The sequence below is a fragment of the Methylophaga marina genome (genome assembly GCF_030296755.1).
Lineage (GTDB): Bacteria > Pseudomonadota > Gammaproteobacteria > Nitrosococcales > Methylophagaceae > Methylophaga > Methylophaga marina.
Genome location: NZ_AP027741.1, coordinates 3,043,379 through 3,064,313 on the forward strand (window position 1 = coordinate 3,043,379; position 20,935 = coordinate 3,064,313).

Annotated in this window: 21 protein-coding genes, 1 tRNA gene and 1 pseudogene; 5 read left to right on the forward strand and 18 right to left on the reverse strand. The window is 41.4% G+C overall.

Features of this window, described 5'->3' with window-relative positions; genetic code table 11:
• Positions 1–50: 50 nt before the first annotated feature.
• The 13 genes from purF to QUE24_RS15490 all read right to left on the reverse strand — a co-directional run bounded on the left by purF (position 51) and on the right by QUE24_RS15490 (position 12,914).
• A complete protein-coding gene (gene purF, locus QUE24_RS15430; protein WP_286304671.1) occupies positions 51–1,556 on the reverse strand; it encodes an amidophosphoribosyltransferase in 1,506 nt (501 codons plus the stop codon).
• A 19-nt stretch (positions 1,557–1,575) separates the two neighbouring features.
• Entirely contained in the window at positions 1,576–2,067 is a 492-nt protein-coding gene (locus QUE24_RS15435; RefSeq protein ID WP_286304672.1) for a CvpA family protein, read from the reverse strand.
• Between the two features lie 114 nt (positions 2,068–2,181).
• Positions 2,182–2,865, reverse strand: coding sequence for an SPOR domain-containing protein (locus QUE24_RS15440; RefSeq protein ID WP_286304673.1), 684 nt, complete (start codon positions 2,863–2,865; stop codon positions 2,182–2,184).
• Between the two features lie 18 nt (positions 2,866–2,883).
• Positions 2,884–5,304, reverse strand: a complete 2,421-nt coding sequence (lon, locus tag QUE24_RS15445; RefSeq protein ID WP_286304674.1) for an endopeptidase La — start codon at positions 5,302–5,304, stop codon at positions 2,884–2,886.
• Between the two features lie 137 nt (positions 5,305–5,441).
• Positions 5,442–6,713 carry an ATP-dependent Clp protease ATP-binding subunit ClpX gene (gene clpX, locus QUE24_RS15450; protein WP_286304675.1) on the reverse strand — a complete coding sequence of 424 codons (1,272 nt, stop codon included), beginning with the start codon at positions 6,711–6,713 and terminating at the stop codon, positions 5,442–5,444.
• A 49-nt stretch (positions 6,714–6,762) separates the two neighbouring features.
• Positions 6,763–7,395: an ATP-dependent Clp endopeptidase proteolytic subunit ClpP gene (gene clpP, locus QUE24_RS15455; protein WP_286304676.1), complete on the reverse strand. Its 633-nt coding sequence runs from the start codon at positions 7,393–7,395 to the stop codon at positions 6,763–6,765.
• Positions 7,396–7,483: 88 nt separating this feature from the next.
• Positions 7,484–7,972, reverse strand: coding sequence for a trigger factor (locus QUE24_RS15460; RefSeq protein ID WP_286304677.1), 489 nt, complete (start codon positions 7,970–7,972; stop codon positions 7,484–7,486).
• Complete coding sequence (tig, locus tag QUE24_RS15465) at positions 7,945–8,784, reverse strand: trigger factor (RefSeq protein ID WP_286304678.1); 840 nt, start codon at positions 8,782–8,784, stop codon at positions 7,945–7,947. The genes QUE24_RS15460 and tig overlap by 28 nt, the downstream gene beginning before the upstream one ends.
• 62 nt (positions 8,785–8,846) lie before the next feature.
• Positions 8,847–8,931: transfer RNA gene (locus QUE24_RS15470), tRNA-Leu, on the reverse strand.
• Positions 8,932–9,001: 70 nt separating this feature from the next.
• Positions 9,002–10,435, reverse strand: coding sequence for an HDOD domain-containing protein (locus tag QUE24_RS15475; RefSeq protein WP_286304679.1), 1,434 nt, complete (start codon positions 10,433–10,435; stop codon positions 9,002–9,004).
• Between the two features lie 6 nt (positions 10,436–10,441).
• Positions 10,442–11,350 (reverse strand): 5'-nucleotidase, encoded by a 909-nt coding sequence (locus QUE24_RS15480; protein WP_286306141.1) that lies wholly within the window; start codon positions 11,348–11,350, stop codon positions 10,442–10,444.
• Between the two features lie 6 nt (positions 11,351–11,356).
• Positions 11,357–11,890 (reverse strand): nuclease-related domain-containing protein, encoded by a 534-nt coding sequence (locus tag QUE24_RS15485; protein ID WP_286304680.1) that lies wholly within the window; start codon positions 11,888–11,890, stop codon positions 11,357–11,359.
• Positions 11,891–12,020: 130 nt separating this feature from the next.
• On the reverse strand, positions 12,021–12,914 hold the full coding sequence (locus QUE24_RS15490; RefSeq protein ID WP_286304681.1) for a cation diffusion facilitator family transporter: 894 nt from the start codon (positions 12,912–12,914) through the stop codon (positions 12,021–12,023).
• A gap of 81 nt (positions 12,915–12,995) precedes the next feature.
• Between QUE24_RS15490 and QUE24_RS15495 the strand changes: the two genes are divergently transcribed.
• The gene (locus QUE24_RS15495; protein ID WP_286304682.1) at positions 12,996–14,630 is read left to right on the forward strand and encodes an alpha-D-glucose phosphate-specific phosphoglucomutase; all 1,635 of its coding nucleotides are present in this window, start codon (positions 12,996–12,998) and stop codon (positions 14,628–14,630) included.
• A gap of 15 nt (positions 14,631–14,645) precedes the next feature.
• On the forward strand, positions 14,646–15,236 hold the full coding sequence (locus QUE24_RS15500; RefSeq protein ID WP_286306142.1) for a Maf family protein: 591 nt from the start codon (positions 14,646–14,648) through the stop codon (positions 15,234–15,236).
• Positions 15,237–15,246: 10 nt separating this feature from the next.
• Here the strand turns inward: QUE24_RS15500 and QUE24_RS15505 are convergent, their stop codons facing one another.
• Positions 15,247–15,660, reverse strand: a complete 414-nt coding sequence (locus QUE24_RS15505) for a hypothetical protein (RefSeq protein ID WP_286304683.1) — start codon at positions 15,658–15,660, stop codon at positions 15,247–15,249.
• A gap of 190 nt (positions 15,661–15,850) precedes the next feature.
• Here QUE24_RS15505 and QUE24_RS15510 point away from each other — a divergent pair, with 190 nt between their 5' ends.
• The 3 genes and pseudogenes from QUE24_RS15510 (at position 15,851) to murU (ending at position 17,515) form a co-directional block, all read left to right on the forward strand.
• On the forward strand, positions 15,851–16,321 hold the full coding sequence (locus tag QUE24_RS15510; protein WP_286304684.1) for a phosphotransferase: 471 nt from the start codon (positions 15,851–15,853) through the stop codon (positions 16,319–16,321).
• Positions 16,294–16,848, forward strand: coding sequence for an aminoglycoside phosphotransferase family protein (locus QUE24_RS15515; RefSeq protein WP_286304685.1), 555 nt, complete (start codon positions 16,294–16,296; stop codon positions 16,846–16,848). Before QUE24_RS15510 ends, QUE24_RS15515 begins: the two co-directional genes overlap by 28 nt.
• Positions 16,849–16,853: 5 nt before the next feature.
• Positions 16,854–17,515 (forward strand): annotated as a pseudogene (gene murU / locus QUE24_RS15520) (N-acetylmuramate alpha-1-phosphate uridylyltransferase MurU).
• 1 nt (position 17,516) lies between these two features.
• Here murU and argF read toward each other — a convergent pair.
• The 4 genes from argF to rimI all read right to left on the reverse strand — a co-directional run bounded on the left by argF (position 17,517) and on the right by rimI (position 20,931).
• Complete coding sequence (gene argF, locus QUE24_RS15525) at positions 17,517–18,422, reverse strand: ornithine carbamoyltransferase (RefSeq protein WP_286304686.1); 906 nt, start codon at positions 18,420–18,422, stop codon at positions 17,517–17,519.
• 2 nt (positions 18,423–18,424) lie between these two features.
• Positions 18,425–19,624: an aspartate aminotransferase family protein gene (locus tag QUE24_RS15530; RefSeq protein ID WP_286304687.1), complete on the reverse strand. Its 1,200-nt coding sequence runs from the start codon at positions 19,622–19,624 to the stop codon at positions 18,425–18,427.
• A 156-nt stretch (positions 19,625–19,780) separates the two neighbouring features.
• Positions 19,781–20,362 (reverse strand): superoxide dismutase [Fe], encoded by a 582-nt coding sequence (sodB, locus tag QUE24_RS15535; protein WP_286304688.1) that lies wholly within the window; start codon positions 20,360–20,362, stop codon positions 19,781–19,783.
• Positions 20,363–20,460: 98 nt separating this feature from the next.
• Positions 20,461–20,931, reverse strand: a complete 471-nt coding sequence (gene rimI / locus QUE24_RS15540) for a ribosomal protein S18-alanine N-acetyltransferase (RefSeq protein WP_286304689.1) — start codon at positions 20,929–20,931, stop codon at positions 20,461–20,463.
• Between the last annotated feature and the right edge of the window lie 4 nt (positions 20,932–20,935).

The window sequence follows — 20,935 nt, forward strand, 5'->3', positions numbered from 1 at the left end:
AAGAAATATCGAAAAACAGCAAAGTGGATGCATTGTTGGCCTAATCATATTCAATTATTGTGTAACTCAATCACAGCATTACTTTTGTCAGAGTTTTGTTTGTTTAGATCGTTTCTCATGGCATCGATGTAATATAAGTAGTTCGCATCAATATCCCCAGTAATGTATTCACCATCAAAACATGATGTATCAAAACGCTCTACGTCCGACTTTTTATTGATCGCCGCTACCAAGTCAGGAAGATCTTGATAGACGAGCCAGTCGACACCTAATTGTTTTGATATTTCTTCAACATTTCTATCATGAGCCACAAATTCATTTGCTGATGGCATATCAATACCGTAAACGTTCGGGAAACGAACAGGTGGCGCGGCAGAAGCTAAATACACTTTATTAGCGCCTGCATCTCTTGCCATCTGAACAATTTGCTGTGATGTCGTACCACGAACAATAGAGTCATCTACTAAGAGAACATTTTTGCCCCTGAACTCTAAATCAATAGCATTTAATTTTTGACGAACGGACTTCTTACGCATGGTTTGGCCAGGCATAATAAATGTGCGACCGATATAGCGATTTTTAATAAAGCCCTCTCGATACACGACGCCCAAATCATAAGAAAGCTGTAAAGCGGCACTTCGACTGGTATCAGGTATCGGAATAACGACATCAATATCGTGTTCAGGAAATTCACGTTTAATTTTCTGCGCGAGTTTTGTACCCATGCGCATGCGACTTTTATGCACAGAAATGCCATCCATCATCGAGTCAGGACGAGCAAAATAAACGTACTCAAAAATACAAGGTGATTTCACTGGATTTTCAGCACATTGCTGAGAATAGAAGTTACCTTTTGTATCAATAAAGACACATTCACCCGGTTCAATATCACGGACTAATTCATAGTCGAGAATATCAACGGCAACACTTTCTGAGGCAACAACATACTCTGTACCCTGCTCTGTTTCGCGTTTACCGATGACCGCTGGTCGAATGCCATATGGGTCACGAAATGCCATGACGCCAACCCCTGAGATCATGGCAACAGCAGCATAAGCGCCTCTGCAACGACGATGAACCTGTGCGACCGCATTAAAAATATCTTGCGGTTGAGGTGTTAATTTTGAGCTGTTTTGTAACTCATGAGCTAATACATTGAGCAAAACTTCTGAATCAGAATCCGTATTCAAATGTCGACGATCTGTCTGAAATAATTCATCTTTCAGAACTTTTGTATTGGTAAGGTTACCGTTATGGGCAAGGGCAATACCAAATGGAGAGTTGACATAAAACGGCTGCGATTCAGCTGATGTCGAACAGCCAGCTGTAGGATAGCGGATATGACCAATACCCATCTTTCCTTTTAGGCGAATCATATGGCGAGTATGAAAGACATCCTTGACGAGACCATTATCCTTACGAAGAAAAAACTTGCCATCATCGTCACAAGTCATTATTCCAGCAGCATCTTGTCCACGATGCTGTAATACGGTCAATCCATCATATAAGGCCTGGTTAACCTCAGAATGACCAACAATACCAATAATTCCGCACATAATTTGCCCTGTCAGGAAGTTAATTGTAGTTGATATGCTGGGCGATATCTGCTGGTAACAGATCACGTACCCACACTGCTAACTTGATAAAATGTTCTAATAATATCGAGTTTTGCCACCAAGAATCTGCCGGCATAGGGGTTGCACCAGCGGCTAAAACCAAAATAGTCACTAACGCCACACCACGTATTAGTCCAAAAATAATACCGAGGGCGCGGTCTGTCCCCGTTAGTCCAGTTTTTTCGACAACTTGTGATATTAGATGGTTAACCATCGCACCGAGTATGAGCGTCACAGCAAATAAAACGAAAAAAGCAAGAAACAATCTTATTGAAGGCGTTGATATATATTCAGCTAACAATGTTGAGAGGTTTGAGTAAAAAAGTATGGCTACCCAAAAAGCTAGAATCCAGCTAGCCAATGAGAGTACTTCTTTCATGAAGCCTCGGACAATACTGATAGCGGCTGACATAAAAATCAGACCAATTATCAGATAGTCAACCCAAACCATAGTTACCCCGCAATCAGCTGCGATCTAAACGAGAAATTTTAACAGATTAACTATCAACAACCCAGAAGTTTTACAGTTATATTTCATGGTTGGATAGTTAGCTGAAAACACTTGTTAATATTGCAAAATCTGCGTAGATAACTTCAACTTTTTGTTCAATATTTTAGCCGTTTCTTCTAATTTATCGCGGTCTGAAACAGGTTGTAAGCGAACACGATAGATAGGTTTATCGTCTGTTTTGAGTATTTCAATCAAAGGATTGTAGCCCATAGACTCAAGTTCTTTTGATAAAGCGTCAGCATTATCACGAACACCGAAACTGGCGAGCTGTAACACCCATAACGTTTCGTTGTTTTTAGCTTCTGGAGCTGGAGCTGGAGCTGGAGCTGGAGCTGGAGCTGGAGCTGGAGCTGGAGCTGGAGCTGGAGCTGGAGCTGGAGCTGGAGCTGGAGCTGGAGCTGGAGCTGGAGCTGGAGCTGGAGCTGGAGCTGGAGCTGGAGCTGGAGCTGGAGCTGGAGCTGGAGCTGGAGCAGTATCTTGTTTTTCTGGCAGAGGTGTATCTTTTTCTGCTATTTTTTCGCCTTCGTCAGTTAGGCTAACATCGACTTCGGTAATTGGCTCGTCTCGTTCTGGCTCATCATCTAATGGTTCGATAACAGAGTCAAAAGGAATAGGCTTTTCAACGATATCTTCTATATCTTTTTTTGCAACGGATGCTAATAAGAACCAGGCAATGACACCAATCACTAAAACTAATAAGGCGGCGCCAATTAAGCGTTGCTTTTGTACTAGTGTCATTACCTGCTACTCCATTACTTAATGATGACTAGGTGAGTTTACCTCATGATACTTATTTTTATCACTGGTAATCACGCCCGCATCATCGGAAGGTGATGGCATATGCTGCAGAGCAACGTCCAGCACTTCATAAATCCATTTCACCGGTGTAATAGTCAAACCTTGTTTTACATTTTCAGGAATTTCTTTTAAATCCTTGATGTTATCGTGAGGTATCAGAACTGTATCGATACCACCGCGATGGGCAGCAAGTAATTTTTCTTTTAAACCACCAATGGCTAAGACTTCCCCACGAAGTGTGATTTCGCCGGTCATAGCCACATTGGCTTTGACAGGAATACCTGTAATCGCTGAAACAAGTGCTGTACACATACCGATACCAGCACTAGGCCCATCTTTTGGTGTTGCGCCTTCCGGTACGTGTACGTGCAAATCATGTGTTTGCAAGAAATCATCACTTATCCCCCAGTCAGCAGAACGTGAGCGTACAACGGTGGTCGCTGCTTGAATAGATTCTTGCATAACGTCACCCAGTTTACCGGTATAGGCAGACTTACCTTTGCCCGGCATAACCGCTGACTCAATGGTTAAGAGCTCACCGCCAACTTCTGTCCAAGCCAGACCGGTTACTTGACCTACACGATCGCTCTCTTCGGCCATTCCGTAACGGTAATGATAGACACCAAGGTAGGTTTCAATGTTTTCAGCAGTGACGACAACTTGTTGTTCTGGCTTTTCCGTCAAAATCTGTTTAACTAATTTGCGACAGATTTTTGAGATTTCACGCTGTAAGTTACGCACACCAGCTTCACGCGTATATCGGCGGATAATTTCCATTACCGCATCTTCTCTGATGTCGACTTCTTTCTCTTTAAGACCGTTATCTTTAATCGCTTTCGGCAAGAGATATTTCATCGCGATATTGAGTTTCTCGTCTTCTGTGTAACCCGCAAGGCGTATGATTTCCATACGGTCACGCAAAGCGTCAGGAATATTAAGTGTATTGGCTGTACAGACAAACATGACATCAGATAAATCATATTCAACTTCTAAATAATGATCAGCAAATGTCGAGTTTTGTTCAGGATCTAACACTTCTAATAATGCAGAAGCAGGATCACCACGGAAATCTTGCGCCATTTTGTCAATTTCATCTAATAGAAATAATGGGTTTTTAACTTCCGTTTTACAGATATTCTGTATCACTTTACCTGGCATAGAGCCGATATAAGTTCTACGGTGCCCGCGTATTTCAGCCTCATCTCTAACACCACCCAAAGCCATTCTTGTAAATTTACGATTAGTGGCTCTGGCTATTGATTGAGCAATAGATGTTTTACCCACACCAGGTGGGCCAACCAGGCAAAGAATCGGACCTTTTGATTTTTTGACACGCTTTTGTACAGCCAAGTATTCAACGATTCGTTCTTTGACTTTTTCCAGACCATAGTGATCTTCATCTAGGACATTTTCAGCCTTGTTTAAATCAAGGGTCACTTTAGAACGTTTTTTCCAAGGGACTTCTAACAAAGATTCAATATAGTTTCTGACAACAGTTGCTTCTGCAGACATCGGTGACATCATTCGAAGCTTTTTAAGTTCAGCATCAGCTTTAGCGCGTGCTTCTGCCGGCATTCCTGCCTTCTCAATGTTCGCAGCCAGTTCGTCAGTTTCGTTACCAGCCTCGTCAATTTCACCGAGTTCTTTTTGAACCGCTTTTAACTGCTCATTAAGATAATATTCGCGTTGGCTTTTTTCCATCTGCTTTTTAACGCGGTTACGAATACGTTTCTCAATTTGTTGAATATCGATTTCACCTTCAAGGAAAGCCATCAACTTTTCGACTCTGGCTTTAACGTCACTCATTTCAAGCAAGGCTTGCTTGTCTTCAAGTTTTAACGTCATATGAGCTGCGACGGTATCAGACATCCGCGAAACATCTTCAATACTGGAAAGCGACGAAATAACCTCTGGTGGTATTTTTTTGTTCAGTTTTACGTACTGCTCAAACTGTCCTAGCAAGGTCCGCATTAAAACATCGGCTTCTCTATCGTCATCAACTTCATCTAAGAACGGCGCGACTTCAGCCTCTATGTGAGTTTCATGGTTAGTGAAGTAGGCCACACTGGCACGCTGAACACCTTCAACCAAAACTTTAACTGTTCCGTCAGGCAGTTTTAATAATTGTAAAATATTCGCGAGTGAGCCGGTTTCATATAAACCGTCGGTGTCAGGTGCATCTTCAGAAGAATCTTTCTGAGCCACCAGTAGAATCTGTTTACTCTCGTCAGTCGCTTGTTCGAGGGCTTTGATAGATTTATCTCTCCCTACAAAAAGCGGTATTACCATATAGGGATATACGACAACATCACGAAGTGGTAAAACAGGGACAACCTTCATACTGTTATCGCTAGAAGTGGTGGTTAATTCATTTTCCATTAAGGCAAACCTCATACATGTGTCTGTCGACACCCAATTTTCAACATAAAATTAATATGGGGACAGACAATAAAAAATCAAGCATATTGAGAAATATGCTTGATTTAGTGTGTAAACAGAATGGTTCGTTTGACCGATTATTTGTCGCCGGATGCTAAGTCCGTATTTTGATCTTCATAAATCAAAATTGGTGCATTTTCACCAGCGATGACACTCTCATCAATCACCACTTTTGAGACATTATCGGCTGATGGTAGCTCAAACATGGTATCAAGTAAGACATTTTCGATAATCGAACGGAGCCCACGTGCACCTGTCTTTCTCTCCATTGCTTTCCTTGCAATCGCACGTAATGCATCATCTCTGAACTCAAGCTCAGCATTTTCCATATTGAATAATTGCTGATACTGCTTGGTTAGCGCGTTTTTCGGTTCAGTCAAAATCTGAACTAAGGCTTTTTCGTCAAGCTCATCCAGAGTAGCAACAACAGGTAAGCGACCAACAAACTCAGGAATTAGCCCATACTGAATCAGATCTTCAGGCTCGACAGTTCGTAATGACTCGCTCAAAGGTCTATTATCGTCAACACTTTTCACTTCAGCAGAAAAACCTATGCCACCTTTCTGGGTGCGGTTTCTGATAACTTTATCAAGACCAGCAAAAGCGCCGCCACAAATAAATAAGATTTTACTGGTGTCAACTTGCAAAAATTCTTGCTGAGGATGTTTCCTTCCGCCTTGAGGAGGAACAGAAGCAATCGTGCCTTCAATCAGCTTGAGGAGTGCTTGTTGTACACCTTCACCGCTAACATCACGTGTGATAGATGGATTATCAGATTTACGAGATATCTTATCTATCTCGTCGATATAAACGATACCTGTTTCAGCCTTGTCGACATCATAGTCACATTTTTGTAGAAGCTTTTGAATGATATTTTCAACATCTTCACCGACATAGCCCGCTTCAGTCAGGGTGGTTGCATCAGCCATAGTGAAAGGCACATTTAGCTGTCTTGCTAATGTTTCTGCTAGCAATGTTTTACCACTACCAGTCGGGCCGATTAAAAGTATATTACTTTTAGAAAGCTCAACATCACTTCCCTTGTGCGCTGTACGGAGACGCTTGTAGTGATTGTAGACTGCAACAGAAAGATAACGCTTCGCTCTTTCTTGCCCAATAACATAGTTATCAAGTGCTTCGTTAATTTCACGTGGCGTTGGCAGTTTTGATTCAGCCTCTTCAGTAGCCATTTCCTGCATTTCTTCACGGATGATGTCATTACATAGTTCGACGCATTCATCACACACAAATACGGATGGACCAGCGATTAATTTCTTGACTTCATGCTGGCTTTTTCCACAAAAAGAGCAATAAAGCAATTTATCATCGTTATTTTTGTCGTCACTCATATTTTTACTACCTTACGCGTCATCTATAAATTTTATCGACCGATACTACTTATTCTGTAGGTCGGCTTGTCAATACTGAGTCAATTAAGCCGTATTCAACAGCTTGTTCACCATTCATGAAGTTATCACGATCAGTATCTTTGCGAATAGCTTCTATATCTTGACCAGTATGTTTTGCAAGAATTCCATTTAGACGATCACGAATACTCAGAATCTCTTTTGCATGAATGTCAAAGTCAGACGCCTGTCCTTGGAATCCGCCTAATGGTTGATGAACCATAATACGAGAGTTAGGTAGACAATAACGTTTGCCTTCAGCACCACCGGCTAACAATACTGCCCCCATACTGGCTGCTTGTCCGATACACAATGTGCTGACATTGGGTTTAATAAATTGCATCGTATCGTAAATTGCCAAGCCAGCTGTAACAGCGCCGCCAGGTGAATTAATGTATAGATGGATATCTTTATCAGGATTTTCCGATTCAAGAAATAGTAACTGTGCAACAACCAAATTTGCCATTTGGTCTTCTACCGGACCAACTAAAAATATGACACGTTCTTTTAATAAGCGAGAAAAGATGTCATACGAGCGTTCACCACGAGATGTTTGCTCTACAACGATAGGTACCAATGCATTCTGAATCATACTGGTTTCATCACCAGAAAATTTATTTGTCATAACCATCCTAATTTCAAGGTCCCAATAAAAAAACAGCCCATACCCATTTCACATGAGTACGGGCTGCATTCAGTATCAGCGTTGTTAATTAGTTAGACACTGCATTAACGACGTCTGAGAATGTTGATGTACTCTCTTCTACTTTAACATGGTCGTAAATCCATTCAACCACCATGTCTTCAACGACTGTCATTTGAATTTCAGACAATCTTTCTTGATTGTTCATGTAGAAAGTAACCACTTCTTCTGGATCTTCATAGCTCGCAGCAATTGCGTCAATAGCTTCTTTAACGCGATCTTCATCAGGACGAATTTCGTTATCCGAAATAATCTTACCAATCAAAAGACTTAACTTAACGCGTTTTTCTGCATTATCTTTAAAATTATCTGGATTAAATGGCAAGCCTTCGACATTCACGCCTTGATTGCGGAGATTGTTCTTTGCTTGTTCTACTAGATACTGAGCTTCACGCTCTACTGGCGCTGATGGTAGAGCGATGTCATTATTTTCTGCTATCGAATCCATCGCTTTGCGTTTGTTTAACGTTTTTAGTGCAGACTTAAGTTCACGTTCCATATTAGCGCGAACTTCTTTTTCAATGCGGCAATACCCTCTTCAACACCGCATAGTGCTGCAAATTCTTTATCTAGCTTAGGTAGCTTTTTCTTAGCGACTTGTTTAACTGTCACTGCGAACTTAGCTTCTTTACCTTGTAAATGCTCAGCGCGGTAGTCTTCAGGGAATGTCAATGTCACATCTACTTCTTGATCCGCTTTTTTGCCAATCAATTGCTCTTCAAACTCTGGCAACATACGGCCCTGACCAAGCTCAAGAAGTACATCCTGGCCTTTACCACCTTGGAATTCTTCACCATCGATGGTGCCAACAAAATCAATGGTGACGCCATCACCATCTTTTGCACCACGTTTTAAAGGTTCCCATGTCATTCGTTGTTCGCGTAATGTTTCAAGCATCCGGTCAACGTCTTCATCAGTGACTTCAGCAACTGTTTTTTCCAAGTTGATATCGTCTAGTTTGACATTGTCTACTTCAGGGAAGACTTCATAGTTGAGTGTATAGATGAAGTTGCTGCCTTTTTCATCCATGCTATCTATATGAGGAGGACTTGCTGGGTTGATTCCTTCTTGAGTGAAGGCTTCACGCATGCTTTCTTGTACAAGAGAGTCGATTACTTCGCGACGAGCTGATGGACCGTGTGTTTTCGCGACCATGTTCATCGGTACTTTACCTGGACGGAAACCGGCCATTTTCACATTAGGTCTAATTGACTTAAGGCGATCCTGTACTGCTTGTTCGATATTGGCATCTTCGACTGTGACGGTCATACGGCGACCAAGTTCGCTCACGTTTTCTACAGTAACTTGCATTCTCTAACCTCAAACATGGGGATTTAGGCATGGCGGTTTCGCCATCCGCCTATTTGTAGTAATGGTACGAGAGGAGAGACTCGAACTCTCACAGGTTACCCTACTGGAACCTAAATCCAGCGCGTCTACCAATTCCGCCACTCTCGCATATTTATTTATCAGACATGCCTGATGCCTGAAAGAAGTCGGCTATTATAGCGATAACATTCCTATAAAACTAGCCTTGAATTGCTAAAAAACTAATTCCCATGTTTGTTTGTTGGCAAAACTGCTGAAATGCAATGAATTCTTGTTGAGAAATTTCTCGCTGAGTTTGATGTCGATCAGCCATAAAAATACCAATAACTTTGTTTTTAACCACGACAGGCATCAGCAAATGCGGCGGATTACCTAATGTGGTTTGTATCTGCTTGGAAAGCTGACCTGCTTCGTCAACTGATACAAATACGGCATGGCGCTGCTCTACGCATAGACTAAAAGCTGGATTCTTGTCTAAAGTGATGGTTAATCGCTGTTTGAGATATTCTGTCTGCTCACCTAAAACTGACTTACAAATTAAGTCAGTTTTAGCCTCATTCAATATCATGAATATGGCTCGATCCATGGCTAAGCCACGTATCAATCCTTCTAGAGTCATCTCAAGCATGATGTTAATCGAGGGTAATGGTATGTCTTCAAGGGCTTGTACCATTTCCTGAGATACTTTCATCAGGTAATCAAAATCAGCTTCCAACTTTTTATTATGATTGTTAACGTCGGGCACATCTGTCTTTTCATGATGCTCATCTAAGTAATCTGGGAGCTGTATAGCACGGCTTATTTGCTCGCTACCGTATAAAATAGTGAGTTCTTTTGCTTTATTGACATTTAATAGAACCAGGTTTTTCGCTTTTTCAATTGAAAGCTCACAGATACTTGAAGCCTGTTTCGCGACAAGCTCAAGCTCAGCTTCATTCCAGCCATGCTGGGCAGATTCAGCCACATCAATGGCTAATGAAATAAGCTGGGTATTTTTTTCTGATAATCGGTTATTAAGATAATCATTCAGCAAATCGCCTAAAGCCCAGTCATGACACAAAGCTTTGGTTAAGTCGACAATCCTGAACCCTAAGACCTTCAGTTCTGCTTGGGTGGATTCATTATCTTTTTGTAAATCATTGAGTAAGACCTGACTTTCTTTATCAGCAAATGCCCAAAAAGCCATATAGCCCAGACGCGAAAGTAACGTTGCTATAAAGATATCTTCAGCATCATTGCGCTTTAAATGCTTAGCAAATTCTCGTGCCTGAGTAGCAGCATGAAAAGCAAATGCCATTTCTTGTATCAGTTGTGTACGCTGTTCACCTGCTTGTAAATTGTCAATCAGGGCCATTGACAGGGTTAAGACCTTGATTTGCTCAAAGCCCATGACCATGACTGCACGAGATACCGTGCTGATACTGTGCTTGGTTGGATTGAAATGAACAGTATTAACCGCTTTTAAAACCCGGCTGGTCAAAGAGGCATCTTGAAGAATAATATTGGCAACATCTGACGCTGAACTTTTTCCACTATTTAGAGCTTTTGTGACGTTGGCAACCGTTCCCGAAAAGATCGGCATATCCACTTCACTAAGTTGTTTGACCCAATTAGAAAGTGCAGCGTTTTCCATTCAAAATTAATCCAAAGACTTTTTCTGATTAGCTACACCATGTGGCACATGGCCTGTAGCGACGTGCTCAAGCGCTGATTGACAATGCTTTTCTTGATCATCAAAAAATATGTCAGCGCCAAATGATTTTAAAAATGGTCCTTTGTCCATGCCACCTAGAAATATTGCTTCGTCGATACGGATCTCCCAAGCCCTTAGCGTTCTGATAACACGTTCATGTGCTGGTGCAGATCGCGCAGTTACCAGTGCTGTTCTAATCGGTGAAGCATTTTCGCCATATTCCGTCTGAATTTGATTTAGCGCCATTAAAAAATCTTTAAACGGCCCACCAGGCAGAGGTTCACGTGCGGTCTGTTGTTCATTTTCAGTAAATGCTTTTAATCCCTTTTCTTTGAAAATTCGCTCCGAATCGTCAGAGAACAGAACGGCATCACCATCAAATGCAATTCTAAGTTGATCGCTATCATTATTATTCCTAATGTGTGAAGGCAGAATTGTCGCAGCAGCAATACCTGCTTCTAACGCCATTCCGACATCCTCAGGACTGGTTGATAAAAATAAATGTGCATTAAACGGCGCCACATAACGATACGGACTGCTTCCAGATGTAAATACTGCGCGGGTAATGGCTAATCCATGATGTTGAATAGAATTAAAAACACGAAGCCCCGTATCAGCACTATTGCGAGACAATAAAATAATCTCAACCTTGGGTGTGTTTGGGTTGTTGTCATTTAACGCGAGTAATTTACGTACCAGACTAAAGGCACCGCCTGGCGCTAAGGGGACATCTTCATTTTCTATTTGATAGCGACAATAAGCTTCTGTGCCCTGATCTTCATAGATGCGATGACTTTCATCCAAGTCAAATAAGGCGCGAGATGAAATAGCGAGAACAAGCGGTTTTGTATCCATCATGGTTCAAACATCCCTTAATAATGACTGTCCATCAGTCCGTGCAACTCGGATAATACGCTCCCAGGCAATCTGCCCTTGTTGATTTATACTGGGATATTCAGAAAGACTTTTGAGGTCGTCACTCAAACTATCAATGACAGACACCTCCTCGGGTTTGCCTTTTGGAAAGTTACTATTTTCAGAAAACACGATTCGGCAAAAAATAGGAATCTTCGGTGCCAGTGTCTGAAGTGCGTGTTTGGAGTTATAGATTCTATGCAGTGGGTTAGTAAATTTAAAACTTCTGCCATCAATGATCTGGGTCCATTGATCGATATGATCAGCCCCAAACAAGTGACCTGACATGGGATAAGTTTCAATAATTAACAATCCTTGTTCAATCAGTACTAAACGTTCAATTTCAATCATTCCCCCCAACCCGTCAGGAATGATTATCGATTTTGCTTCTTCTTTTTTGACAGTCTGTAATGCACGCTCTAATTTGCGAGAGTAAAAAGAACGCTTTCTTTTACGTCTAATGATGAATGCAATACACAACAGGAAAAAAATCGCTGTAGCAATGGCTACTTGAATGGATAAATCTAAATTAATAATCGTACTGGCCTCAATATTGTTGTGTACTAATTATACGAAATCATCGTTGTATTGTATTCACTTTATGTTAAGGCTACAGCGGTAAATGTGTAATAGGATCTTCATGAATGATGACTTCCGCTTCATCAAACAAATCAGCTATCTCTCGTTCAAGTGCATCCGCAATGTCGTGAGCTTGCCTCAAACTCAATGTTTCATCCAATTCAAGATGAAGTTGAATAAACACTGTTGTCCCCGATCGTCGTGTACGAAGATCATGTAAGCCACGCGCTTGAGGATGTTTTAAAACCAGAGCACTAATTTTTTCTCGTTCATTATCAGGCAACTCATGATCCATTAGTAAATCAATCGACTCTCTTACAATCCCCCATGCACTGTGTAATATGAATAAGGCAATAGCAATAGCGATAAGCGGATCTGATAATGTCCAACCATTCAGACTCAATACAAGCGCCAGAATAACACCACCATTAACCAGTAAGTCGGTTTTGTAATGTAAGGCATCAGCTTTGATTGCCGTCGAGTCCGTTTGTTTTATCACGTAGTTCTGGAATACCATCAACGCAAACGTGGCGATGATAGAAAACACCATCACAGCGATTCCGATGGTCATACCCTGCTCCATAGCTTCAGGTTTAAACAATCGGTTTATAGCCTGAAGAAGCAGTATGCCGGCTGAGCCTGCAATGAACATAGATTGGCCCAGTCCGGCCAGAGACTCTGCCTTGCCATGTCCGAAACGATGTTCTCTGTCTGCGGGCTGTAACGCATGATGCACAGCAATCATATTCAAAACAGATGCGAGCACATCAAGACTCGAGTCAACAAGTGTTGCCAGAATGCTCACCGAGTCAGTGAGAAACCAAGCAAATAGCTTCACGATTATCAGAGTAATAGCCGTAACAACAGATGCATAGGTGGCTATACGCATCAATTGGGCTTTATCAATGTGTTGAGGCTTATTCATGGACTTAGTATAGTGGATTCAATTCAAGTAACGTGAGTTTAGTATTTATGATGCTCACATAACTCATTTTAGGAAAGCTTTATGCCAATCTCGACGATCAATACCAGCCCATTCGAAGGACAAAAACCGGGCACTTCAGGTTTACGAAAAAAAGTCAGTGTCTTTAAGCAATCTCATTATCTGGAAAACTTTATTCAATCCACTTTTAATGCGCTAGGTGATTGTGAGGATAAAACCTTAGTGGTTGGTGGTGACGGTCGCTATTACAATCAAACGGCGATACAAATCATTCTAAAAATGGCTGCAGCTAATGGTTTTTCGCATGTTTGGGTCGGTCAGAATGGTATTCTTTCTACACCTGCCGCGTCATGTGTTATCCGGAAATACAAAGCCTTTGGCGGTTTGATTTTGTCGGCAAGCCACAATCCGGCAGGTATTGATGGTGACTTTGGTATCAAATTTAACACCAGTAATGGTGGGCCTGCCCCGGAATCAATTACTAGTAAAATTTATGAACATTCTGCTGAAATTACTGAATATAAAATCTCTAATGCAGCCGATATTGCACTTCACAAATTAGGGCAGCAAACGCTGGGCTCAATGACAGTTGAAGTGATTGATCCCGTCTCAGATTATGCACAGTTAATGCAGTCTATTTTTGATTTTCCAAAAATCAAAACATTTATCACCACAAGCGATTTTTCAATGCGATTTGATGCAATGCATGCGGTCACCGGACCCTACGCCATTGAGATATTAGAAAACTTGCTGGGAGCACCTAAAGGGACTGTCATAAACGGCATTCCATTACCTGATTTTGGTAATGGCCACCCAGATCCGAACCTAACCTATGCTGAAGAACTTGTGACCGAGTTATTCTCAGATAACGCCCCGGATTTTGGTGCTGCCTCAGACGGCGATGGTGATCGCAATATGATCCTGGGGAAACAATTTTTTGTGACCCCTTCTGACAGCTTGGCTATTCTTGCGGCCAATGCTCAGCTTGTACCAGCATATAAAAATGGTATCACTGGTATTGCTCGTTCCATGCCAACCAGTCAGGCCGCAGACCGCGTAGCCGAAAAATTAGGGGTTGAATGCTTTGAAACGCCGACTGGCTGGAAATTCTTTGGTAACTTGCTTGATGCAAACCGCGTGACTTTATGTGGCGAAGAGAGCTTTGGCACAGGTTCTAATCACATTCGTGAAAAAGATGGCTTATGGGCTGTACTTTTCTGGCTAAATATTCTGGCCGTGAAACAACAATCGGTGGCGGAATTAGTTAATCAACATTGGTTAACATTTGGGCGTAATTACTACACTCGACATGATTATGAAGGTGTACCCACTGAACAAGCAGAAGCCCTGATTGAACACTTACAGCTTCAACTACCGACATTACCTCAACAGCAGCTTGGTAAGCGTATCGTTAGTTATGCAGATAACTTCAGCTACCATGACCCAATTGACGATAGTATTGCAGAAAAACAAGGCATTCGTATTGGTTTTGAGGGTGGTGACAGAATCATATTCCGTCTATCCGGTACAGGTACTGAGGGTGCCACATTACGGGTTTATATTGAATCCTATCAAGATGATCCTGAACAATTAAACACTGACACGCAATTCGCACTAGCTGACCTTATTCAACTCGCTGATGAACTAGCCAAAATTACTGAACTGACAGGCAGAACAGCGCCAACCGTTATCACTTAAAATTTTATAATCATGATACAAACTCTTATTCTTGGCTCAAGCTCACCTTTCAGAGCTGAACTACTTAAAAAGCTGCAGATTAATTTCATTCAGCATTCGCCTGATATTGACGAGACACAGCTGGAAGGTGAGTCAGCACCGGCATTAGTCGAGCGACTGGCTCAAGAAAAAGCACGGCTCATTGCTGAAACCTATCCGCAAGCACTCATTATCGGTTCAGATCAGGTTGCTGTTGCAGATGGCAATATTTTGGGTAAGCCAGGTAACCATCAGACAGCGATTCAGCAATTAATGATGGCTTCAGGAAAATCCGTCACTTTTTATACTGGCCTTGCCTTGTACAATGCAGAAAATCAGACAATGCAGCATATTGTTGAACCATTCACTGTGCATTTTAGAGAGTTAACGGAAAAGCAGATTGAATACTATCTGAATCAAGAAAAACCCTACCAATGTGCGGGCAGCTTTAAATCCGAAGGGTTCGGGATCAGTTTATTCAGTCGTTTAGAGGGTGATGATCCTAATAGCTTGATAGGTCTACCACTCATAAAACTCATTGAGTTGTTGAGTAACGAAGGTGTCGATATTCTTCAACCCAATGAGTAGTGGATATCTATTATTCTTGATTTTCTGATTGTTGTTTCAGTTTTTCAGCATTTGCCATTGCTGATGCCTGAGCCGCATAGTTGTTCATTGTTTTTGTCATCAGTTGACGAGCTGCTTTAGAGCGCATCGATTTGGCCATACCTTCAACAAGACTTGTTTCAACATCATTCGATGATAAATGCGTTTTCAATTCATCAAGGTGTGTTTCACAACTCTGCAAAATATTTTGTGCGGCTTCTTGTGGATTGTTGCCTTGATAGTTGCTAGTTAGATGCCCTTGCATCATACATTTATTGTAGTCAGTCAAAATAGAGTACATTTTTGTTTGTGCTTGCTCTGGCATATCAGCAGGTGTGACATACTCTTGTGCAAAGACAACTGATGAGGCTGTTATTAATAAAGCAGATACTAAAATTTTTTTCATGGCGACTCCATTGTTGCAAATACTATGTTGAGTTATGAATATTGATTGACTCAACCAGCAGGAAATAATTCCCGATAATACGCCAGAACAACATAATTTTCATGCATGACTTTTACACAGCTAAATAAAGTGCAATTCAATACCTGATTCACTCAAAAAAACTGTGTCATATATTTGAGTAAAACATTAAATGATTAACACAACCGATGATAACCGACTTAATCAGCTTACTGATTGGGTAAAAAAACTATTCCCTGATGAGCCATTCAGCATTACTGTTGCTTCAAGTGATGCCAGCTTTAGACGATACTTTCGGCTACACACAGTTAACGATACATATATTCTGATGGACGCCCCACCCGAGCATGAAAATATAAGTAGTTTTATCAATATTGATGAGTTTCTTGCAAAGTTTGATGTTGCAGTGCCCCACATTTTCCACAAGGATGAAGATAACGGTTTTCTGATGCTGAGTGATCTGGGTGATATTTCATTTTTGAAAGCATTAGCACACGGGAATTCAGACACACTCTATCGTGCAGCGATTGATGAACTGGTTAAAATGCAACAGTCCAGGCCACAAGAGGCAACGGCTGGATTACCGCTATACGATGAAAAAAATTACGTGATGAAATGTCACTGTTTCCAGATTGGTTTTTAGGTAGACATTTATCCATCAAAGCACCGGAGTCATTATCAATTATCTACGATTTTTTAATCGAAGAAATTAAACATCAACCAGTGTGCTTTGTGCATCGTGATTATCACAGTCGAAATCTGATGGTATGTAAAGAGAACTCACTTGGCATTATAGATTTTCAAGATGCCGTTATTGGTCCTATTAGCTATGATCTCGTGTCTTTACTAAAAGACTGCTACATTCAGTGGCCGTATGAACAACAACAGTCATGGCTTGAGTATTATAAATCAGTGGCCATTGAGGCTAAGTTGCTAAATTATGAGGAAAGTCATCACTTGCAACGTTGGTTCGATATGACAGGTTTACAGCGCCACCTTAAGGTGCTTGGTATCTTTTGCCGCCTAAACTATCGTGATGGTAAAGCTAATTACCTCAATGACTTACCATTAACTCTTCAATATGTTTTTGACGTCTGTGAACGTTATGAAGCGCTTGCTCCTTTATATGAATTTATGAGTAACACCCCAGAAATAGTGGCAATTAAATGAAAGCAATGATTTTAGCAGCTGGTCGCGGTGAACGTTTACGACCATTAACAGATCACACTCCTAAACCGCTTGTAAAAGCAGGAAAAAAAGACTGATTGAATACCTTATTGAAAATCTAGTGGCAGCTGGTGTTGATGAGATTGTGATTAATTATGCTCATCTGGGCGAGCAATTCCCTGTCGCTCTAGGAACTGGTGAACGCTATGGTTGTCGCATCACGTATTCACCGGAAAATGAAGGTAGTTTAGAAACTGCAGGCGGTATAGCTCAGGCATTACCTTTATTGGGGGATGAGCCATTTATCGTAGTCAATGGTGATATATGGACTGACTATGATTTTTCTAACTTGGCAAAGTATTCACTTCAGCAAAATTGTGACTGCCATTTAGTCATGGTGAATAACCCAAAGCACAATGCTGATGGCGATTTTGCACTCGCCGAAAATGGCTGTGTGATGCTTTCAGGAAATAAAAAGTTCACGTTTAGTGGAATGGGACTTTACCATCCAAGATTATTTAAACACTTACCGGTTGAACGTAAAGCACTTAAGCCTATTTTCGAGAAAGTGATACAAGATAACAGGATGACTGGAGAACTCTATAAAGGGCAGTGGTCAGATATTGGCACACTGGAGCGTCTGACAGCCTTAGAAAAAGAGCTTAGTTAAACTAAGCTCTATCCGCACATAAAAATTCTAATAATGCTTTTTGGGCATGCAGACGATTCTCTGCTTCGTCCCAGACAACACTTTGATCACCATCAATCACTTCAGCGGTCACTTCTTCACCACGATGAGCTGGCAAACAATGCATAAATAAAGCATCTTTTGCAGCTACTTTCATAATGTCGTTATTCACTTGGAAATCGGCAAAGGCTTGCTCTCGTTTGCGTTGCTCTTCCTCTTGTCCCATGCTCGCCCACACATCGGTGACGACTAGGTCGGCATCTTTAGCAGCCTCAGCAGCACTGTTAAATAACTCGATTTTCGCTTCAACAGCAGACACAACTTCAGACTTAGGCTCGTATCCTGCTGGCGTTGCTATATGTAATTCAAACCCAAATTGCTGTGCAGCGTTAATGTATGAATGACACATATTATTGCCATCCCCAATCCAGACCACTTTCTTACCTTTGATGAAACCACGATGTTCCTGATAAGTTTGCATATCAGCTAATAATTGGCATGGATGGAAATCATCAGTCAACGCATTAATAACAGGGACTGAAGAATACTTTGCAAATGTTTCTAGCTTGGCATGTTCAAATGTACGTATCATCACCGCATCAACCATAGAAGAAATCACGCGTGCTGAGTCTTCTACTGGTTCACCTCGTCCAAGCTGAGTGTCATCTGGCGACAAGAAAATAGAGCCACCGCCAAACTGAATCATGGCTGACTCAAACGATACGCGTGTGCGAGTAGATGATTTTTCAAATATCATCGCTAGCACTTTATTCTTTAAAGGCTGATAAATTTCGCCTTGATGCTGCATTTTTTTGAGTTCAGATGCGCGATTGATTAATGCTTGTAGCTCTTCTGAAGTCAGGTCTTTTAATGTCAAAAAATGTCTCATTGCTAGGCTACACTCTCAACCTGTTGTGATGATAAAAAATCGAGTACAAGCTTACTTACTTTTTCCACAATCATGGATGCTTCTTCAGAGTTAATGATGAGTGGTGGTAGTAGACGAATAACTGAATCAGCGGTGACATTGATTAATAATCCATCGGCTAACGCTTTTTTAACTAATTCAGCACAAGGCATAGTTAACTCTATACCTAACATAAAACCATGAGCACGTATGTCCTTTACGCCAGGCTTACCGACAAGTTGTTTTTGGAAAGCCGTCAGCATTTGCTTGCCTAGGTCATTCACATGACCTAACACCCCTTCTTGTTCAATCGTATCTAAAACACTCAATGCTGCACTACATGCAAGAGGATTACCGCCAAACGTAGAACCATGGTTACCAGCCTGTAGAATCCCCACAGCACTACCAGCAACAAGGCAAGCACCAATTGGCATACCGTTACCTAGACCTTTGGCCAAGGTCATCACATCCGGTATTAAGCCATCATTATGCTGATAGGCAAACCACTTCCCGGTTCTCGCGATACCTGTTTGGACTTCGTCCAGCATCATTAAGAGTTTGCGTTGAGTGCAGATGGCTCTCACACCTGCCAAATACTCAGCATCAGGAATTTTGATACCACCCTCACCCTGAACAGGCTCAAGCAAGACCGCTACAGCCTCAGGCCAATGACCAATTGCCATTCGTAAAGCATCAAGATCGTTATATGGAACACGAACAAATCCAGGAACGAGAGGATCAAAACCTACTTGGACTTTTGCATTGCCTGTAGCCGACAATGTTGCCATGGTGCGTCCATGGAAACTGCCATCCATTACTATTACTACAGGCTTATCGATACCTTTACTGTGGCCATATTTACGGGCAATTTTTATGGCAGCTTCATTGGCTTCTGCACCAGAGTTAGAAAAAAACACCTGCTCCATTCCAGACAAAGCGGTCAACTTATCAGCCAGTTTTTCCTGTAACGCGATATGGTACATATTAGAGGTGTGCACTAATGTTTCAGCCTGATGCTGAATAGCTCGCGTCACCGCAGGATGGCAATGCCCCAGATTACATACAGCAATACCGCTTAACGCATCGAGATAGCGTTTTCCATCTGTATCAGTTAACCAAGCGCCTTTACCTTCACTAAAAGTGACGTCTAGACGTCCGTATGTGGGCATGACCGATTCTGTCATGGCTTGTACTCCTTGCCCTGACGGCATTAAAAAAAACGGCTTTTTAAGGCCAATAAACGAAAAATGGCAGTTTCAAATGAAACTGCCATTTATCAAAAATCGTGTATTTTATAATGTTATAGAGTAATAAACAAATTTACTCTAAATCACGACTTATTAGTTAGCAAAGTTTTCTGCGACAAAGTCCCAGTTTACTAATCCCCAGAAAGCTTCCAGGTATTTAGGACGTGCATTGCGGAAATCAATGTAATATGCGTGTTCCCAAACATCGACAGTCAATAGTGGTTTTTGACCATCAGTTAATGGGCAACCGGCATTGCTTGTATTAACAATAGCGATACTACCATCAGCATTTTTTACTAACCAAGTCCAGCCAGAGCCGAAGTTTGTTGCAGCTGATTTACTGAAAGTTTCTTTGAACTCATCAAACGAACCAAACGTACTATCGATAGCTGCAGCGAGGTCACCTTCAGGTGTGCCTTTCGCATTCGGTGTCATGCAGTTCCAGTAAAAAGTGTGGTTCCAAACTTGTGCAGCGTTGTTGAAGATACCGCCAGAAGCTTTTGTGATAATTTCTTCTAATGACTTACCTTCAAATTCAGTACCCGGTACCAAGTTATTTAAGTTAGTCACATAAGTTTGGTGATGTTTACCATAGTGATATTCAAGCGTTTCTGCTGAAATGGTTGGTTCTAATGCATCCTTAGCATACGGAAGTGGTGGCAATTCATAAGCCATATTTTTATCTCCTAATATGTGAAAAATAACCGAGTAATTGAGTCAATTATTCTAAAAGAGCACTCAGATGATATCAAGTGCTACCCGTTTGAGTTTACTTACACATCACCGAAAATCGATAACATGGATAAATCCAACCCCATCAATATTGCATCTTCTCTACCATTTTCAGCCGGGTAATAACCTCTGCGGACAGACATTTCGTTAAAACCTAACTGCTCATAGAGATTTTGTGCTTTTTTATTTGACTCTCTAACTTCTAAAACCACAATCGAAGCTGATCGTGCTTTAGAAAAATCAATGATATGTTCTAAAATGAAACGACCATATCCTTGTCTTTGCATATCTGGTCTGACACAAAGGTTCAGAAGATGTGCTTCATCGAGGACTAACTGCAAAATGGCGTAGCCCAGTACCACATCATACGTATCAGAATAGACCCATGCATAATGTCCGGCATCAAGACTATCCGAAAAGTTCTTAAGCGTCCACGGAAACTGATTTGCAGAGCACTCTATATTATGGACAAGTTGCAAATCCTTATCCGTCATTACTCTTGGAGAAACCATAGCC